The organism is Gilliamella sp. Bif1-4 (genome assembly GCF_001690535.1).
GTDB lineage: Bacteria > Pseudomonadota > Gammaproteobacteria > Enterobacterales > Orbaceae > Gilliamella > Gilliamella bombi.
On record NZ_LZHC01000025.1, the window covers coordinates 21,673 to 38,951 of the forward strand.

At 35.4% G+C, this 17,279-nt stretch carries 12 protein-coding genes; 5 read left to right on the forward strand and 7 right to left on the reverse strand.

Annotated elements, in window-relative coordinates:
- Nucleotides 1-261 precede the first annotated feature (261 nt).
- Nucleotides 262-1,740 carry a ketol-acid reductoisomerase gene (ilvC, locus tag A9G25_RS05010; protein WP_065626025.1) on the reverse strand — a complete coding sequence of 493 codons (1,479 nt, stop codon included), beginning with the start codon at nucleotides 1,738-1,740 and terminating at the stop codon, nucleotides 262-264.
- A 172-nt stretch (nucleotides 1,741-1,912) separates the two neighbouring features.
- On the opposite strand from ilvC, the gene A9G25_RS13345 reads away from it, so the two are divergent.
- The 5 genes from A9G25_RS13345 to fis are packed head-to-tail and all read left to right on the forward strand — an operon-like array spanning nucleotide 1,913 to nucleotide 5,797.
- Complete coding sequence (locus A9G25_RS13345; RefSeq protein WP_065589684.1) at nucleotides 1,913-2,149, forward strand: YhdT family protein; 237 nt, start codon at nucleotides 1,913-1,915, stop codon at nucleotides 2,147-2,149.
- 6 nt (nucleotides 2,150-2,155) lie between these two features.
- Complete coding sequence (gene panF / locus A9G25_RS05020; protein ID WP_065626026.1) at nucleotides 2,156-3,607, forward strand: sodium/pantothenate symporter; 1,452 nt, start codon at nucleotides 2,156-2,158, stop codon at nucleotides 3,605-3,607.
- Nucleotides 3,582-4,493, forward strand: a complete 912-nt coding sequence (prmA, locus tag A9G25_RS05025; protein ID WP_065626027.1) for a 50S ribosomal protein L11 methyltransferase — start codon at nucleotides 3,582-3,584, stop codon at nucleotides 4,491-4,493. The genes panF and prmA overlap by 26 nt, the downstream gene beginning before the upstream one ends.
- Nucleotides 4,486-5,493 carry a tRNA dihydrouridine synthase DusB gene (dusB, locus tag A9G25_RS05030; protein WP_065626028.1) on the forward strand — a complete coding sequence of 336 codons (1,008 nt, stop codon included), beginning with the start codon at nucleotides 4,486-4,488 and terminating at the stop codon, nucleotides 5,491-5,493. The genes prmA and dusB overlap by 8 nt, the downstream gene beginning before the upstream one ends.
- 7 nt (nucleotides 5,494-5,500) lie before the next feature.
- Nucleotides 5,501-5,797, forward strand: a complete 297-nt coding sequence (fis, locus tag A9G25_RS05035; protein ID WP_034883623.1) for a DNA-binding transcriptional regulator Fis — start codon at nucleotides 5,501-5,503, stop codon at nucleotides 5,795-5,797.
- 604 nt (nucleotides 5,798-6,401) lie between these two features.
- Here the strand turns inward: fis and A9G25_RS05040 are convergent.
- From A9G25_RS05040 to A9G25_RS05065, 6 genes are all read right to left on the reverse strand, one after another.
- Complete coding sequence (locus A9G25_RS05040) at nucleotides 6,402-7,085, reverse strand: amino acid ABC transporter permease (protein ID WP_065626029.1); 684 nt, start codon at nucleotides 7,083-7,085, stop codon at nucleotides 6,402-6,404.
- A gap of 6 nt (nucleotides 7,086-7,091) precedes the next feature.
- Nucleotides 7,092-7,817 carry an amino acid ABC transporter permease gene (locus tag A9G25_RS05045; RefSeq protein ID WP_065626030.1) on the reverse strand — a complete coding sequence of 242 codons (726 nt, stop codon included), beginning with the start codon at nucleotides 7,815-7,817 and terminating at the stop codon, nucleotides 7,092-7,094.
- Between the two features lie 2 nt (nucleotides 7,818-7,819).
- Nucleotides 7,820-8,653, reverse strand: coding sequence for an ABC transporter substrate-binding protein (locus tag A9G25_RS05050; protein WP_442903085.1), 834 nt, complete (start codon nucleotides 8,651-8,653; stop codon nucleotides 7,820-7,822).
- Between the two features lie 190 nt (nucleotides 8,654-8,843).
- The gene (gene ndk / locus A9G25_RS05055; protein WP_065626032.1) at nucleotides 8,844-9,266 is read right to left on the reverse strand and encodes a nucleoside-diphosphate kinase; all 423 of its coding nucleotides are present in this window, start codon (nucleotides 9,264-9,266) and stop codon (nucleotides 8,844-8,846) included.
- A gap of 19 nt (nucleotides 9,267-9,285) precedes the next feature.
- A complete protein-coding gene (gene pbpC / locus A9G25_RS05060; protein ID WP_065626033.1) occupies nucleotides 9,286-11,583 on the reverse strand; it encodes a penicillin-binding protein 1C in 2,298 nt (765 codons plus the stop codon).
- 148 nt (nucleotides 11,584-11,731) lie between these two features.
- Nucleotides 11,732-16,885, reverse strand: coding sequence for an alpha-2-macroglobulin family protein (locus A9G25_RS05065; protein ID WP_065626034.1), 5,154 nt, complete (start codon nucleotides 16,883-16,885; stop codon nucleotides 11,732-11,734).
- Nucleotides 16,886-17,279: the final 394 nt, after the last annotated feature.

Below are 17,279 nucleotides of genomic sequence, written 5' to 3' on the forward strand. Positions count from 1 at the left end.
ATTTAATTTAAAAATGGTTAAAAAGGTAACATAAATTACATAAAAAATAAATAAAAATAATTTAATTATATAATTTTTAAAAAATTTAATTATAAAGTGAAAGGATCAAAAAAATATAAATTGGATCTAAATTAGATCCTTTTAGATCTAATCGTCTTATACTGAAACATATACTTACCTGAAAGTTTTTTACAATAAATTCAATTTTTAGATACAAAAAAAGGTACTTTCAGCACCTTTTTTATAGTTATAAATACCTATTTAGCTTGCAACATTGATGCGTTTCATATCTGTCATGTAACTACGTAATTTACGACCGATTGTTTCAATCGGATGATTACGGATCTCTTCATTCACATCGCGTAATTGTGCATTATCAACACTACCTTCAGGGATCGCTTTACCTAGATCGCCAGCTTGTAACATTGGCATGAATTTTTCTTTTAATAGTGGTACAGCGGCATTAGCAAATAGATAGTTGCCATACTCAGCTGTGTCAGAAATAACAACATTCATTTCATACAAACGTTTACGCGCAATAGTATTAGCAATAAGTGGTAACTCATGTAATGATTCATAATACGCTGATTCAGCTAAAATACCAGATTCAAGCATAGTTTCGAAGGCAAGTTCAACACCGGCTTTAACCATTGCAACCATAACAACGCCTTGATCAAAGTAAGCTTGTTCATCAATTTTACCTTGATAGTCAGCAGCTTTTTCAAAGGCGGTTTCACCTGTTTCTTTACGCCATTTAAGAAGGTTCACATCATCATTTGCCCAGTCTTTCATCATAGTTGATGAAAACTCGCCTGATATAATGTCGTCCATATGTTTACGGTAAAGATCCGTCATGATCACTTTTAATTCTTTTGCTAAAGCATTTGCTCTCAATTTAGCTGGATTTGATAAGCGATCCATCATTAACGTAATCCCGCCTTGTTTTAGCGCTTCTGTGATCGTTTCCCAACCAAATTGGAGTAATTTACATGCATAAGCAGGATCAACACCATCTGCCACTAACTTATCAAAACAAAGTAATGATCCTGTTTGTAACATTCCACAAAGGATTGTTTGTTCGCCCATTAAATCTGACTTAACTTCGGCGACAAATGACGATTGTAAAACACCTGCACGATGTCCGCCTGTTGCTGCTGCCCATGCCTTAGCGATTGCTAGCCCTTCACCTTTTGGATCGTTTTCGGGATGAACTGCAATTAGTGTCGGCACACCAAAACCTCGTTTATATTCTTCTCGAACTTCAGTACCAGGGCATTTAGGTGCTACCATCACTACGGTGATATCAGCACGTATCTTTTCTCCTACTTCAACAATATTAAATCCGTGAGAATAGCCAAGCGCAGAGCCTTTTTTCATCAACGGTTGAATAGCTTGAACAACGGCAGAATGTTGTTTGTCAGGAGTCAAATTGATAACAAGATCTGCTGTTGGAATTAATTCTTCATAACTTCCTACTTTAAAACCATTTTCAGTTGCTTTCTTCCATGATGCACGTTTTTCAGCAATAGCTTCTTTACGTAGTGCATAAGATATATCTAAACCTGAATCTCGCATATTAAGGCCTTGGTTAAGGCCTTGTGCTCCACAACCAACAATTACAATTTTTTTACCTTTCAAAAAATTAGCTTCTGATGCAAATTCATCACGAGCCATAAAACGACATTGACCTAATTGTTCTAATTTTTCACGCAAATTCAATGTATTAAAATAGTTTGACATTTTTCTCTCCAAGAGTTTAGGTATTGATAATCAACAATAAAACACTATATAATACTTTTAATATTGCTAAAATTGATATATTTAAAACACAATATTGCATAAATCGCAATAAACTTGCTAAGTTCAATGCTTTCTTTTACTCTAAACCACCTTCAATTCTGAATAAATCAATATGGATGCTCGATATAAACAAGCAAATAAAGAGGCTAAACTTTCGTTATTGTTAACTTTTATTTATCTTCTTGGATGGATCGTTTGTGCATACTGTATTAACGATAAAATAGGATTTTTAGGTCTTCCATTGTGGTTTGAACTATCTTGCATTATGATGCCTATCGGTTTTATATTGCTTTGCTGGGTAGTTGTAAAATTTCAATTTAAAAATTTTTCATTAGAACAAACTAAGTGATTTAACATGCATTTAGATATTATTGTACCGCTTGTCATCTATCTTATTTTTGTGTTTGCATTATCAATTTATGCTTATGTAAAACGCAAAAAAGTAAATCAATTCACTGATTATTTTATCGGCAATCGAACCATGGGAGGATTTTTACTTGCCATGACACTAGCCGCAACTTATATTAGTGCTAGCTCATTTATTGGTGGTCCTGGTGCTGCTTATAAATTTGGCCTTGGTTGGGTGCTATTATCGATGATCCAAGTCCCAACTGTATTACTCTCGCTTGGTATTCTAGGCAAAAAATTTGCCATTTTGGCTCGTAAATATAATGCTATAACGTTAAGTGATATGCTTTATGCCCACTATAAAAGTAAAGCCATAGTTTGGTTTGCAAGCATTTCATTAGTTGTGGCTTTTATTGGTGCTATGACGGTACAGTTTGTTGGTGGTGCGCGATTATTGGAATCATCAGTTGGCATTTCTTACGATATCGGATTATTAATTTTTGGTATTGGTACCGTTATATATACCGCTTTTGGAGGGTTTAGAGCAAGTATACTAAATGATGCTTTTCAAGGTTTAGTAATGATAATTGGCGCTATATTGCTATTATCAGCAATTATTTATGCTGGTGGTGGTATAACAGCGATTATTCACCGTTTGAATGAAATCGACCCTGCACTACTAACACCACAAGGTCCTAACAATTTTATGGACTTTCCATTTATGGCATCATTTTGGGTTTTAGTCTGTTTTGCTGTGGTTGGTTTACCTCATACAGCGGTTCGCTGTATGGCATACAAAGACAGCAAAGCTGTACACAAAGGCATTATAATTGGTACGATTGTTGTCACAATCATTATGTTAACCATGCACCTATCTGGTGCTCTTGGTCGAGCTATTATCAGTAATTTAACTGTTCCCGACCAAATTGTTCCAACTTTAATAATTAACATTATGCCACCATTAGTGGCCGGTATTTTTTTGGCTGCTCCACTTGCTGCAATTATGTCAACCATCAACGCCCAATTGCTACAAATTTCATCGGTTATTATTAAAGATCTATTTTTAAGTATGAATCATGCCAAAAACTATAGTGATAAAACATTAACTCGCACATCTGTTATCATAACTTTTAGTTTTGGTGGATTACTCATCTTAGCAGCTTGGAATCCACCAGACATGATTATTTGGTTAAATTTACTTGCATTTGGCGGGCTTGAAGCCGTATTTTTATGGCCATTAGTACTTGGACTTTATTGGAAAAAAGCAAATTCAACTGGTGCTTTATCTTCTATGTTTGCCGGAGCGATAAGCTATATTCTTTTATCTGTTTACAATATAAAGCTTTATGCTTTTAACCCGATTATCCCATCCTTAATTATTGGATTGGTAGTATTTATTATCGCCAATATGTTTGCTAACACAGGAAAAAATTATGCCTTGGATTCAACTAAAAATTAATACAACCAACGATCTTGCTGAACAAATTAGCGAACAATTAGAAGAGTCTGGTGCAGTATCAGTCACTTTTCAAGATACCTTTGACACACCTGTTTTTGAACCATTACCTGGCGAAACTAAACTTTGGGGTAATACCGATGTGATTGGGCTTTATGATGCTCAAACAGATATCGATGAATTAAAAGCAATGCTAAATCTTGAGCAATTTTCTTATAAGATTGAACAACTAGAAGATAAAGACTGGGAACGTGAATGGATGGACAACTTTCATCCTATGAAATTTGGTGAGCAACTTTGGATTTGTCCTAGTTGGCGTGACGTTCCCGATGCTAATGCTGTTAATGTTATGTTAGATCCTGGATTAGCATTCGGTACAGGTACTCACCCAACCACGGCATTATGCTTAACTTGGCTTGATAGTTTAGATCTTAAAGATAAATTAGTTATCGATTATGGTTGTGGATCTGGTATTTTGGCAATTGCTGCGCTAAAATTAGGCGCAAAGCGTGTAATCGGCATTGATATCGATCCTCAAGCCATTCAAGCTAGTCGTGATAATGCACAGCGTAATGATGTCAGCGAAAGGCTAGATCTTTATTTATCAAAAGAGATTCCAGACAATTTGCAAGCAGATATAGTTGTTGCCAATATTTTAGCTGGACCATTAAAAGAGCTTGAACCACATATAAGTAAATTAGTAAAACCTGAAGGTAAACTAGGTTTATCTGGTATTTTAACTACCCAATCATCAAGTGTTTGCATGGCCTACCAACCTAATTTTAAATTAGATCCAGTGGTTGAACTTGATGAATGGTGTTGTATTACTGGTAAAAAAAATAAAAAAATTAACGCTACCCCCCTTTTAAGTTTGAAAAAAAATGCGTAATATAGCTGACTTTAATTTACTTAGCATTGGTGAACTAAAATTAAAGAATAATTTAATTGCTGCACCAATGGCAGGAATAAGTGATAAACCATTTCGTAATCTATGTCATCGATTTGGTGCTGGTATGACTGTTTCAGAAATGTTTTTAGCAAATTCTGATGTTTGGAATACCGATAAATCAGCTCTGCGAATGATAGCTAGTGATGATGTTGGTATTCGTGCAGTACAAATTGTCGGTTCTGATCCCGACGAAATGGCAAAAGCTGCTGAATTTAATGTCAAACACGGTGCTCAGTTGATTGATATTAATATGGGATGCCCGGCTAAAAAGGTCAATAAAAAATTGGCTGGTTCTGCTTTAATGCAGTATCCGGAACTTATTAAAAAAATTTTGCAGAAAGTTGTCGGTGCAGTTGATGTTCCGGTAACATTAAAAACGCGGACTGGATGGAATAAAGAAAATAGAAATTGCATAGAAATCGCACAAATTGCACAGGATTGTGGTATAAAGGCAATTACTATTCATGGACGGACACGTGCTTGCTTATTCAACGGTGTCGCTGAATATGACTCCATTAAAGCAGTTAAAGAAAATGTCACAATTCCTGTAATTGCTAATGGAGATATTTGTACACCGGAACAGGCAAAAGATGTTTTTCAATATACGCAGGCTGATGCTATAATGATCGGGCGCGCGGCACAAGGGCGACCTTGGATATTTGAAGATATTGCATTCTATTTAACACATGGACAGTTACAGAAAAATAAAAGCATTGATGAAGTAGAACAAGTTGTACTATCACATCTTGATGATCTTTATCAATTCTATGGAGAATACAAAGGATTAAGGATTGCCAGAAAGCATGTAAATTGGTACACCAAGAATTATGCTGACAGCGATCAATTCAGGCGCTTATTTAGTGTACTTAGCAATACAAGTGAGCAAGTAAACACTCTAAAAGCATTTTTTAGTAAAATTAGAAACAACCCAAAGAGTTAAGAATACTATGTCAGAACAACGCGTTACAGCTGCAGCACTTAAATTTACAACTGTAAATTCTCAGGACCAAATAACACAAAAACCATTGCGTGATTCAGTGAAGCAAGCTTTAAAAAACTATTTATCACAATTAAATGGTGAAGATCCTACAGACCTTTATGAATTAGTGTTAGCTGAAGTTGAACATCCATTCCTTGATATGGTTATGCAATATACACGCGGCAATCAAACTCGAGCAGCAAATATGCTTGGTATCAACCGCGGTACACTTCGCAAAAAATTAAAACAATATGGAATGAGTTAATCTTCTATTATTTAACATTTTATAATATAAAAAGTACCTTAATATGAGGTGCTTTTTTCTATTTTAGAACACAATTAAAAATTTCATTTAATTATCCTCTTTTATAAAATATATAAAGGAACTGGGTTTCTATACCTCATAAGTAATAGTTTTAATCTGACATTTGAGTTATTTTATAACGTAACTAGGAGTGTCATAATTGAATCAAACAGAAAAATCATTAAACCTAAATTATGGCTTTTAAAATTAATCAGCAACTTAATACGCACAATAAGCCCGTAAAGTCATAGGATATAATCGAGTTAGTTATTATCGCTTTAAAAATGAGCAATAAGAAGGGACTTGCTTTTCAAGAAACCAGTTGTAGTAGCTCAGATTTAATTTAAGCTAGTACATTTAAAAAATGTATCTTTTAAGATTGGTGATCATGAAAATTCAATAGTATATCTTCCACATTTTTTTCGACTTATACAAATAATATTTAATAGCTATATTGAAACACATCCCAAAGGTAAAGATTCAATCGAATTTTATGTAAATAAATTAAAAGAACGTTATTCAAGTAAATAGTGAAATCCCCTATATACCCTATGAGGATATTGTTTTATTTAAAGCAAAATAATTGGCGTTTTGAGAAAAACGTAACCGCAAAATCAAGCGAGGCGCAGATGATAAAATAAACAACTATAACAAATAAAAAGATTTCTGTTGGATAAATTATACTACGATTATTAATTTGGGTTGCAATAAAAGTAAATTCCGCTACTCCAACAATATAAGCCAGTGAAGTATCTTTAATGAGTGATACCCATTGATTTACAAAAGACGGCAACATCATTTTAAGGGCTTGTGGTAATATGATAAATATAATAACTTGCTTTTTAGTTAAGCCTAATGAAAACGCCGCTTGCCATTGTTCTTTAGCCACAGCAATCATACCTGCATGAACTGAATGGCCAATGTATGCAGCGCCTATCAAGGATAAAGCAAATATTACCGTTGCAATTGCTGGCACATCTACACTAAGTAACACAGGTAGAAGAAAGAAAGTCCAGAAAATAAGCATAATGACAGGAATCGCTCTTAAAAAACCAAGTATACTAACTAAAAAATAACGCATCACTCCTTTTAAGACAGTCAACCCGACTCCAGCAAGAATACCCAAAAAAGTTGAAAATATAATTGCAGCAAAACTCATTAACAGCGTTAAAAAAATTCCTCCGGGAAAATTTCCCCACATCATATAACTGAAATTGTGGTAAATAACCTCTAAACCTTTAAGCTCCATAAATGATTACACCTTACCTATTTGCAATCGTTTTGCTTGATAAATATTACCCAAGGTTCCAATAATCACTATCGCTAAAATATATAATAAAGTTGCAATAGCAAAATCTTGAAAGGTTTTTAATGATTCGGTTTCAACTTGACGCGATACATAAGAAAGCTCTAACACACCAATAGCCATTGTTAACGACGAATTTTTGATAATATTCATGTACTGACCAATTAAAGGCGGAAATACAATACGAAAACTTTGTGGCAAAATAATAAATCGCATACTTTGCCACCAAGTTAAACCTAATGCCAATGAAGCCTGTTCTTGCCCCCGACTTACACCAGCTATACCCGCTCTAAATTCTTCGGCAATAAAAGCACTGGAATAACAAGTTAAACCAACTAAACCGATTATAAATTCAAATGATGGCATTTTCAGTGAAAAAAACAGCAACTGGATTTGCGGTTCGTCAAATAACCATAATTTAAATTCTATTGGTAATAAATTACCCACACCAAAATACCAAAAAAAGAGTTGAGGTAATAACGGAGAATAACGAAAAATTGCGTTATACCCCATTACTATAACTTGAATAATTTTAATTCGACTTTGTTGAGCAATAACCAGCAAAAAACCTAGTGATGTTGAAAATATAATGGTTAGCAATGAGATAGCTAACGTAACTAAAAAACCATCCCATAACCACCACAAATAACGAGGCTCAAGTAATTGCTCATACATAACTACTGACCTTTACCAATTTTAAAATCACCTCGAGGCATCGCTGATGCAGTTTCAGGTCCAAACCAACGATTATAAATCGTTAATGCTTCGCCATCTTTTTCTAGTGTTAACAAAATTTGATTCACTTTATCTTTTAAACGAGTTTCCCCTTTTGGTATACCAACAGCTTGATATTCTTGAGTAATACTAAATGGTGAAATTTCAAACACAGCTCGTTGTTCTTCTGGTAAATTCGCTAATAAACCGATTAATTTCGCATCATCTTGAGTAATTGCCTGTACAACACCATTACGTAATGCTGCAAACGCAAATGGTGTATCATCATAAGAAATTACTTTAGCTGTTGGGTATTTTTCTCGCAATGTAATTTCCATAACTGTACCTTTATCGGCACCAATACGAAGATTTTTCAAATCATCTGCTGATTTCAATACGCCTTTTTTTGCTACAAATTTCTGACCAGTCGCAAAATAAGGAAGGCTAAAATCAACGGTTTTTGCTCTTTCATCAGTAACGGTAAAATTCGCTACAATTAAATCAGCTTTTTGGGATGTTAATAATGGAATTCGATTGGCTGGATTGGTTGGGACAAGATCAACTTTAACATTGAGTGCTTTACCGATTTCATTTGCATAATCAACGTCAAGACCAACAATTTTATTAGTCTTTTCGTCAATATAACCAAATGGCGGATTACTATCAAATACCGCTATTTTGATTTCCCCACGTTTTTCGATGTCATCAAGGCGGTCTGCATAAGCAGAATTTGTACCTAACAAACTACTTACTAATGCAATTATAGTTAGTGATTTAGTCAACAATTTCATTCCGATTCCCCCTCAGTCAAGGTTATGTTATATACCGTTAAAGTCTAGCAACAAATAATCGAATAAATAAATAACAAATACTCACATGGTTATAACTAAAAGTTATATGTGGTAGTTTTCGATTAATGACATTAGAAAAACGAATACAAGCCAAAACAGCTTATATCACTATATTGATTTATTTAATAATATTGATTTACCCTACTATCTCGCTATCAACAAAAAAATAAGCAATTTCTTTTTCAGCCGAGGTTAGTGAATCTGAGCCATGTACGGCATTTTCGGTCATACTGTCAGCAAAATCAGCTCGTAAAGTACCAGCGGCTGCTTTAGATAAATCAGTTGGCCCCATCAATTCCCGATAACACTTAATGGCATTATCGCCTTCGAGAATCTGAACAACTATCGGCCCAGATATCATAAATTTAACCAACTTATCAAAAAATGATTTACCTTGGTGCTCAGCATAAAATCCTTCCGCCTGCTCTTTTGTTAATCTAAGCATTTTTAGGGCAATAATGTTGAGTTTTGCTTGGTTAATACGGGTTTCAATTTCACCAATCAATTGTTTTTTAACGGCATTAGGTTTGATGATAGATAAGGTTCTTTCAATAGGCATAGGTTTGCTCCTTGTTGGTTTAGTCAAGGGTAAATGTCATTCGTGAAATTTGTCCACTTTGATCTAATAATAATAGATGATGTAAACCTTTATGAGTAACCGTCAAAGCTACCTTTTGATCACCATACGTTTTCTCAATAAGTTTACCATCCAAAAACCACCATTTGTCACCAACACCACCTTGTGGAGTTAGATCGATAGTGACATCTTGCTGTCCTGGTAATCGTTTTACTAATTGCTTATCTTGCAGCCCAATAATATTGAGTGGCAAAAAGATATCTTTACCAAACACTGGGCAATGATTATCAACTTCAGGAATTAGCGATTGTCGACGTTCTTTGGGTAGTAGCCAATTTTCTAAAGCTATTGGCCAAAGTGCAACCTGTTTTTTATGAGCATTGCTACAGTCTGCTGACACTCGTTTGCCGGCATCATTTACCCAAATAGTCACCCACCCTGAACGATAAATATTATTATTAAGTGCCGTTAGAGTATCAAGTGTTGGAGGTATCATATTATTTAATATCCATGCATTTTTTTGACGATGGCAGTTTTCATCAGTTGCCAGTAACTTTTGTCCTGATGGCCAACAAATTTTTTCTAAGGTTACTGTTGTCGGTTTAGTTACTAAGGGAAGTGGACGATTTATTCGTCGCTCTTTATTTAATAATAACGCGTTAACTTGTTGTAGTATCGGCACCGCTGTAATACTGCCATATTGACCAACAACGGGCGTTCCATCAGGACGACCGACCCAAATGCCAATCAAATAGCGAGGATTGACCCCAATCGCCCATGCATCACGATATCCATAACTAGTACCTGTTTTATAGGCAAGCTGATAATTATTAACTAGCATCTGTCTTGTGATCCATGCACTTCCATCGCTAATAAATGGTTTGCTGAGTAAAGGATCTGCTTGCGTAAATCGTAATGGGCTTACTTGCCCATGGCGGGCAAAGGCACTATATGCGCTAACTAAATTATCCATTCTTAATGACGCACCGCCCAATATATACGATATATTAGGATCATTACCTTTTGATTGAAGCGGTAAGCCAATACTAAACAGCTTGCCAGCAAATCGTTTTGGTCCATAAAGCTCAATTAACTCAACAGCAGGTAAGTTTAATGAATTCTTTAATGCATCTGAGGCGCTTATTGGTCCATAAAAATCTTCATCAAAATTAGTAGGTCGATAATCAGAACTGATTCTAGGTGTATCTTGCAATAACGATTCAGAATGAATCATGCCGTCATCAATCGCTAAAGCATACATAAAAGGCTTTAATGTCGATCCAGGAGATCGAAGCGAGCTTATTATATCGACCTGACCGAATCGCTCTTTATCGTTAAAATCAACCGACCCAACATAGCCTTTTACTGACATATCCGTATGATCAACAACTAAAATAGCTAGTGAGTTTTTGGGAGGTAACTGATTTTTACGATTAGCAGCAATATCTTCAAGACTATACTGAAGAGAAAGATCGATATTTGATCGAATAATATTAACATCAGGATATTGTTGACTTAATCTTCGAGCTAATAAAGGAGCTAATTGTGGCTTTTTACGTGGGTAAACCCATACTTCTTCTTTTCTAACTTGCTCTATAATATCAGGTGACCATACCTGATATTGGGCTAATCTTGCTAAAACTTTGTCTCGTGCTTGTTTGGCTCGTTCGGGGTACCTATCAGGACGCAAACGACTGGGAGCTTGTGGCAATACAGCCAATAAAACTGCCTCACTACGTGTTAAAGCTTTGGGTGCTTTACCAAAATATGACCAACTAGCAGCCCCTAAGCCTTCGATTGTCCCACCGAATGGAGCTCGATTAATATATAAAGTTAAAATTTCATCTTTTGTAAAATGTAATTCAAGTTGTAGTGTTCGAAATATTTGTTGTAACTTTCCTACCATGGTGCGATCGTGAGGATAAAGTAACCTTGCAACCTGCATCGAAATAGTACTACCACCTGAAATAATTCTTTTATTGGTGACATTTTGCCAAGTTGCTCTCAATAAAGAGGCAGGATTAATACCAAAATGATCATAAAAATAGCGGTCTTCATAATTTAATAACACATCAAGGTAATCATTGGGGACTTCATCTAACTTGATAGGATACCGCCAAACACCATTTTCATCAGCAAATCGCCACAGAGGCGTACCATCTTGCGCAAGAATTGTTTGTGTCGTTTTATTTTTTGTTATTGATAAAGGATAAAAGTAATCGGCAACAAAAAAACCACCTAATAACAAAAGGATAGAAAAAAATAAGAAAGCCAGAATTTTAAGTAGGCGCTTTTTCATTTTGTCAAAAAGTTTCAGGTAACACTATGTTTCAGTATAATATGTTTCAGTATAATATGTTTCAGTATAAATAGATGCCGCTAACAATTGTTAGCGGATAATCAATTTGTTTACATTTTAAAAATCAAATTTAATTAATACATACTAGTTATTGTTGTTTAGGTTCATTGGGCTCTACATTGCGCTCAACAATAGACATTAAGTCAATTGATTGACCAATTGCAAACCGATCGGGGCGATACATAGATTCAACATAAGGGTATGGAATCATATAATTACCTGCTGTTACAGCCCTAGCTAAATAAGCAACCCGCGATCGATAAGTACCATCGCTCACATAGTGATTAATATCAACAGCTGCAACATATCTATCATCACGGAATTCTTGATATTTAATATCATTGCTATCTTCATCTTTCAACAAATTGGCAAGTTCCGGTATTGCCTGTAAACTTACACTACTATTTGTGAGATTTTGATTTTCTAACTCAAGTCCAGCAGGTAAAAAATCAACAATTAACGCATCGTGAACTTCTTCTTTGTGTGCTTGAACATCCAATAATACCACCACTAAATCACCCACTTTCAAGTGATCAGGTTGAATTTTGTTACCTTTCAAATCGTAATAAGAACGATTGATAGTTAAAATATTTTCATCACTCGTTGGTGTTGGCGCTTTCTTTCCATAGCCTGAAACGGTAAATTTAATATAAAGTGGTTGTGCATTTTCTGGATTAGAAATCGTTAATTTATTGGCTAAATTAGCAAAATCAAAAGAGCGTGATAAAGTCGAATCAACCTCATTTGACTGCTCGCTGATCACAACATTAAATTTATGTGAAGATTTATGTTGTTCTAATGACCAACCAGCCACAAATAATGCGTTAAGTTCCTGAGTTGAAAAATAACGAGTATCATTAAGCAAATCAGATAACTGATTTAAATAATCAGCTTGCTTATCAACACTTAAATTATTTTCTACCAATAAAGATAAAACTAATGCATTATCACGAATAGCACTACCATATTCGCCTAACCAAGAATAGCGATTATCGTAACTTGTTGTAAATACTTGAGGCATCAAATTATTATAGATATTATCAAAACCAGCTAGCTTGGCGGAAAGCGCTAACTGAGCAACTGGTAATGGTGACAATACCTTAAAATCACTCTCAGTGATCTGTTGATACATCCGATTAATTTCATTACGCATAGTCACAGTGATTTTATTTTGCCTTGCCAACACGGCTAAAGCATAAGCTTTAGTTGCAAATTGCGTATAATAGCTTACTTGTGAATTTTCATAGTAGCTTTGTAAACTATTAAATGCATTGGCATCATAAGTATATTGGCTGATACGGGTAATTGCGGCATCAAGCGCTTTATTATTGACATTATAACCACGCTCACTTGCTTGGATTAAAAAATCAGTCGCATACACAGTTAACCAATATTCCTCGGCACTGTCTTTGCTCCATAAACCAAAACTACCATTATTACGTTGCATTGATAAAATTCGCGAAATACCTAGTTGTACTTTTTCACGTCGTTTGTCATCTGATTCAGTTTTAATCCCCAATGCAGAAAGCTGCTCTTGGTTTGCATATAACGATGGCATTAAACCACTAACAGTTTGTTCTAAACAACCATATGGATAAGCAAATAACTCTTTAATATACTGAGCAATATTAAGCGGAGGCTGATTTGATACAACTAATTTACCCTCAACGGTATTATCAATCATATCAACAAGACTACCTTCTGGCAACGACCAACTTTCACCGCCATTTATTGCCATGGAATAATATTGTGTAGTTGCAGCATAAGCTGGTCTAACACCAATGTTCCAAGATCGTTTGAGCTGATACTCAGAACCATCTTCTAACAAAATACCCTTAACATTAATGGTAACAGAACCTTCCCCATAGCCATAATCGGTCATGATTGGCACTTGAATAATCTGTCTTTGCTTACTATTTAATGTTAATGTTGTTACTTTAGATGAATCTTGATGAATCAAACCATCCGTCGAAACATCAACATGCATTGTTTGTGTTTTTTCGGTTAAATTATTTAGATCTAGTGCCAAGGTAGCCTGATCACCACCCGATAAAAAGCGCGGTGTCGATAATTCAGCAACGACTGGCGAGGCAACTAGCATAGTTTGCTCAGCCTTACCAAAACGTGTATCATCCCACGCTTGTGCCATTATGCGCAATTCACCATTAAAATCAGGCAAAGCAAGCTCAACAACGCCCTCGCCATCATCATTTAGCTTAATGGTTTGCAATTGCTGAGCCACAATATTGACATCATTTGATGGTTTTTTACCGTTAGCGCTAGCACCAAGCATTGCATCACCACCAAAGCTCACATTGACATTACGACCTTTACCTTCAATCAACTTACCATAAACATCATAAATATCGACGTTATAACGTTTACGACCTAAAAACGCACTATAAGGATCAGGGGTAACAAAATTGGTAATATTCAACACGCCAGAATCCACAGCCGAAACCAACACCGTTACCTTACGATCTTTCTGGATTGATTTTTTATCCAATTTAATTTTAATTGGAATGGTTTTTTCAGGCTCTGTCTTTTTCGGTGCTTCGATATTGACATTTAATTGACGATCAGAAGTATCAATTGGTAGATAAAGCAAACCAATAGCTCGTTTAATTGTCTGCACCGCGGCATCGGTTGATGGACGAATAATCATCGCATTAATATAAATATCATGACATTTCCAATTTTCAATTGGAATTTCAACATCAAGACCATTATCATCAACGGTAATATTTTTCTTCCACAATATACCATTATTATTTTCAAGCGAAATATAACCAGAACCAGCAACAGGAGCTTGAACATGAATTTTTGCAGTATCACCAACTGCATAAGCCGTCTTATCAAGACTTAATTTAACCTGATCAGGGCGAACAGAATTAGTACCGTTGGTATTATCTTCCCAATTGTAACCACTTCTAAAACGTATGCTACTTATCACATTACTTTTAGTATCAACCACCTCAATACGATAAAAACCATAATCATTGGTTTGATAAGAAACTTTAGCAGTACCATTTTCAGCAATAGAAAGCGGTTGCTCTTGCACAACAAATTCACTCGAATTGTACTCTTGATGCCATCCTGAATCGCTAGACCAGCTCCAATAGTAATTACGACGCTCACGAACAATCCTTGCCTTTAAGTTCTTTGTTGCTAATTTATTGCCCTCAACGTCAACATAAGCGACTTCAAACTCAGCATTATCGCCTTTATCAACCGTTGGGCTTTTTTCATAGCGATCTGTCGACCAATCATAATAAGGCAATTGAGAAAACAACGCCCGCACAGCTGGCATTTGAACGCTTGGCCAAATCGCTTGGCTTGCATAACGAGTCACAGGGCGACCGCCAGAATCAAGCAAACTTGCTTGTAAAACCACATTAACTGGCGAACTCAATTTACCCCAATTGCTAGTATCAACTACAACTTGCGCATTTCCGTTTTTATCTAAAGTCGTCTCAACATTATCAAGTTGACTAACCTTATTACTGTTAGTTACATCACCAATGTTATAATCAGCAAGTTGAGGAATCGAATCAACTTTTTTAAGATAAATATGACCATCTAAAGTATTTTCTGCGGCTGGAGCACCATAAAGGTACCAACCTTTAACGTCAAAGTTGATGCGTTTATCAAACTGAATCGGATTATTTGACGCGGTTGTAATTTCCATCCCCATACGTTCTGGCAAAAACTCTTCCACATTAAAATAAGCATAATGGTAACCAATATTACCTACATCAAAACGAAACGCCCATTTACCAGTTGCCGCACTTGCTGGAATAACATATTTCCATTGATACAAACCGCTTGAATCTGCATTTTCTTTAACCGTAAAATTGTCAACCACTAAATTATCGGGCGACATAACATCAACCACAATCGGTTGAGCAGGCAATGGCTGACCATCGGCATCACGCAAAAGTGCATTAAAATAGACTGTCTCTTTTGGACGATATAAATCGCGAGAACCAAAAGCAAATAATTGTTTTTCATAAGAAGGAGATCCCGTTAAATTATATTCGCTTAAATTCAACGCACCATGTTCCAAATCAACCAAAGAAATTTGCTTGCCATCGCTTGCTGTCAGCAAGGCATATTCCATATTATCTGGCAACATTACGTCGGCATAACCGTTTTCATCGGTTTTTGTTGAAATCGTTCTACAGCCCTTATTGCTATCGCGCGCCCCTTTGCTACATAACACCGATACATCAATGCCTGAAAGCGGTTTACCATCATCTAAAGCATGCGTCATGATCGTCAAATAACCATAATGATAATCACGCACCGAAACGCCAATATTACTGACAAAAAATAAAGACGCAGGATTTAAATAATCATAGCTACCCGCTTTACTCATCACCGCAAAATAAGCACCATCATGTTGCAATGGTGAAATAGATGATAAATTTAGTAATACTGTTTCTTGCGAATTACGTTTTGGATTTAAATCAAAGCGAGAGGTATAAACTAAATCAGCAAACTGTTGAAAATCCTTAGAGTCCCAACTTGATAATTGTTTAATAAAACCATAACCAGCAATAAAATCGGACAGCTTTTCAGGCTTAATTCTAAAAAAGTTAACATCAACCTTATCAACGTTAAGAGTAACCACAGGCAAACCGCTCATTGATTTGCTTGGCAACAAATAGCCACTACTAGCAAACCCAACCATTGGCTTACGATCTTGGGTTTTAATTTTAGTTTGATAAACCCAACCTAAATTACTGCCATTAATGCCTGCTAACATTTTATCAATGGTGAGTTCTAATTGACGATTTGGTTCAAGATAGCGATGTCTTAATTCTAATCCGTTATCCGACAACTCCCAAGCTCCGTCAACATTACCCGTTTGGCGATCAACTAAGCGAAGCAAATTAGAAAAATTGAGTTTAGGATTTAAAGGAACCGAAAAGGTAATAACTAAAGTACTTGAACCATCAATAATGACCTCTGAACTATCAATAACAGTTAATTCTTTACCGTGATATTTTTCAACTAATTCTGGTGTGGGGTTAAAGGCTAGTTTTGACGATTCATCTTGTACGATATCGTTGTCATCACTTGGATTGCTAATATCAGCGGTTGTATTATTATCAATAACTTTTGTTTCTGATTGCGTTTCTGCCTGTTCAGCGCCTGTGTTTTGTTCAGCGTCTTTATTATCACAACCAGCTAATGCTAACAGCAGGCTAAATACAACTAAATGCTTTACTAACCCCATTTTCCACCCCATAAACAATAATTCTTATTACTAATTATTTTTATCTAATTTTTAACCACATATTATGTACTACCTTCGACCTTTTAGCAAAGGGTGTTTAGTAAGAATAGTTATAGTGGATTGTCTGAAAAATGTAGCTGACTTAAAGTTACTCATATTATCCATAATATTCGCCTTGTAAGATATTCAAATTTGTACTAACCTCTATTTACCTAATAAAACCCAATTTATCAATCCCTAATTATCGTACTAACAACCTAGCTTAGTTGAGGGCACATTTTGGTACTAGGATAAAGCAGGCATATGAACTTTACGATATTATGGCAATATTGTGGGCGTTTATTTTGCTCAAAATTGTTCAGGTAGACTATTGATTTTATTAAGGTTTTTCTTA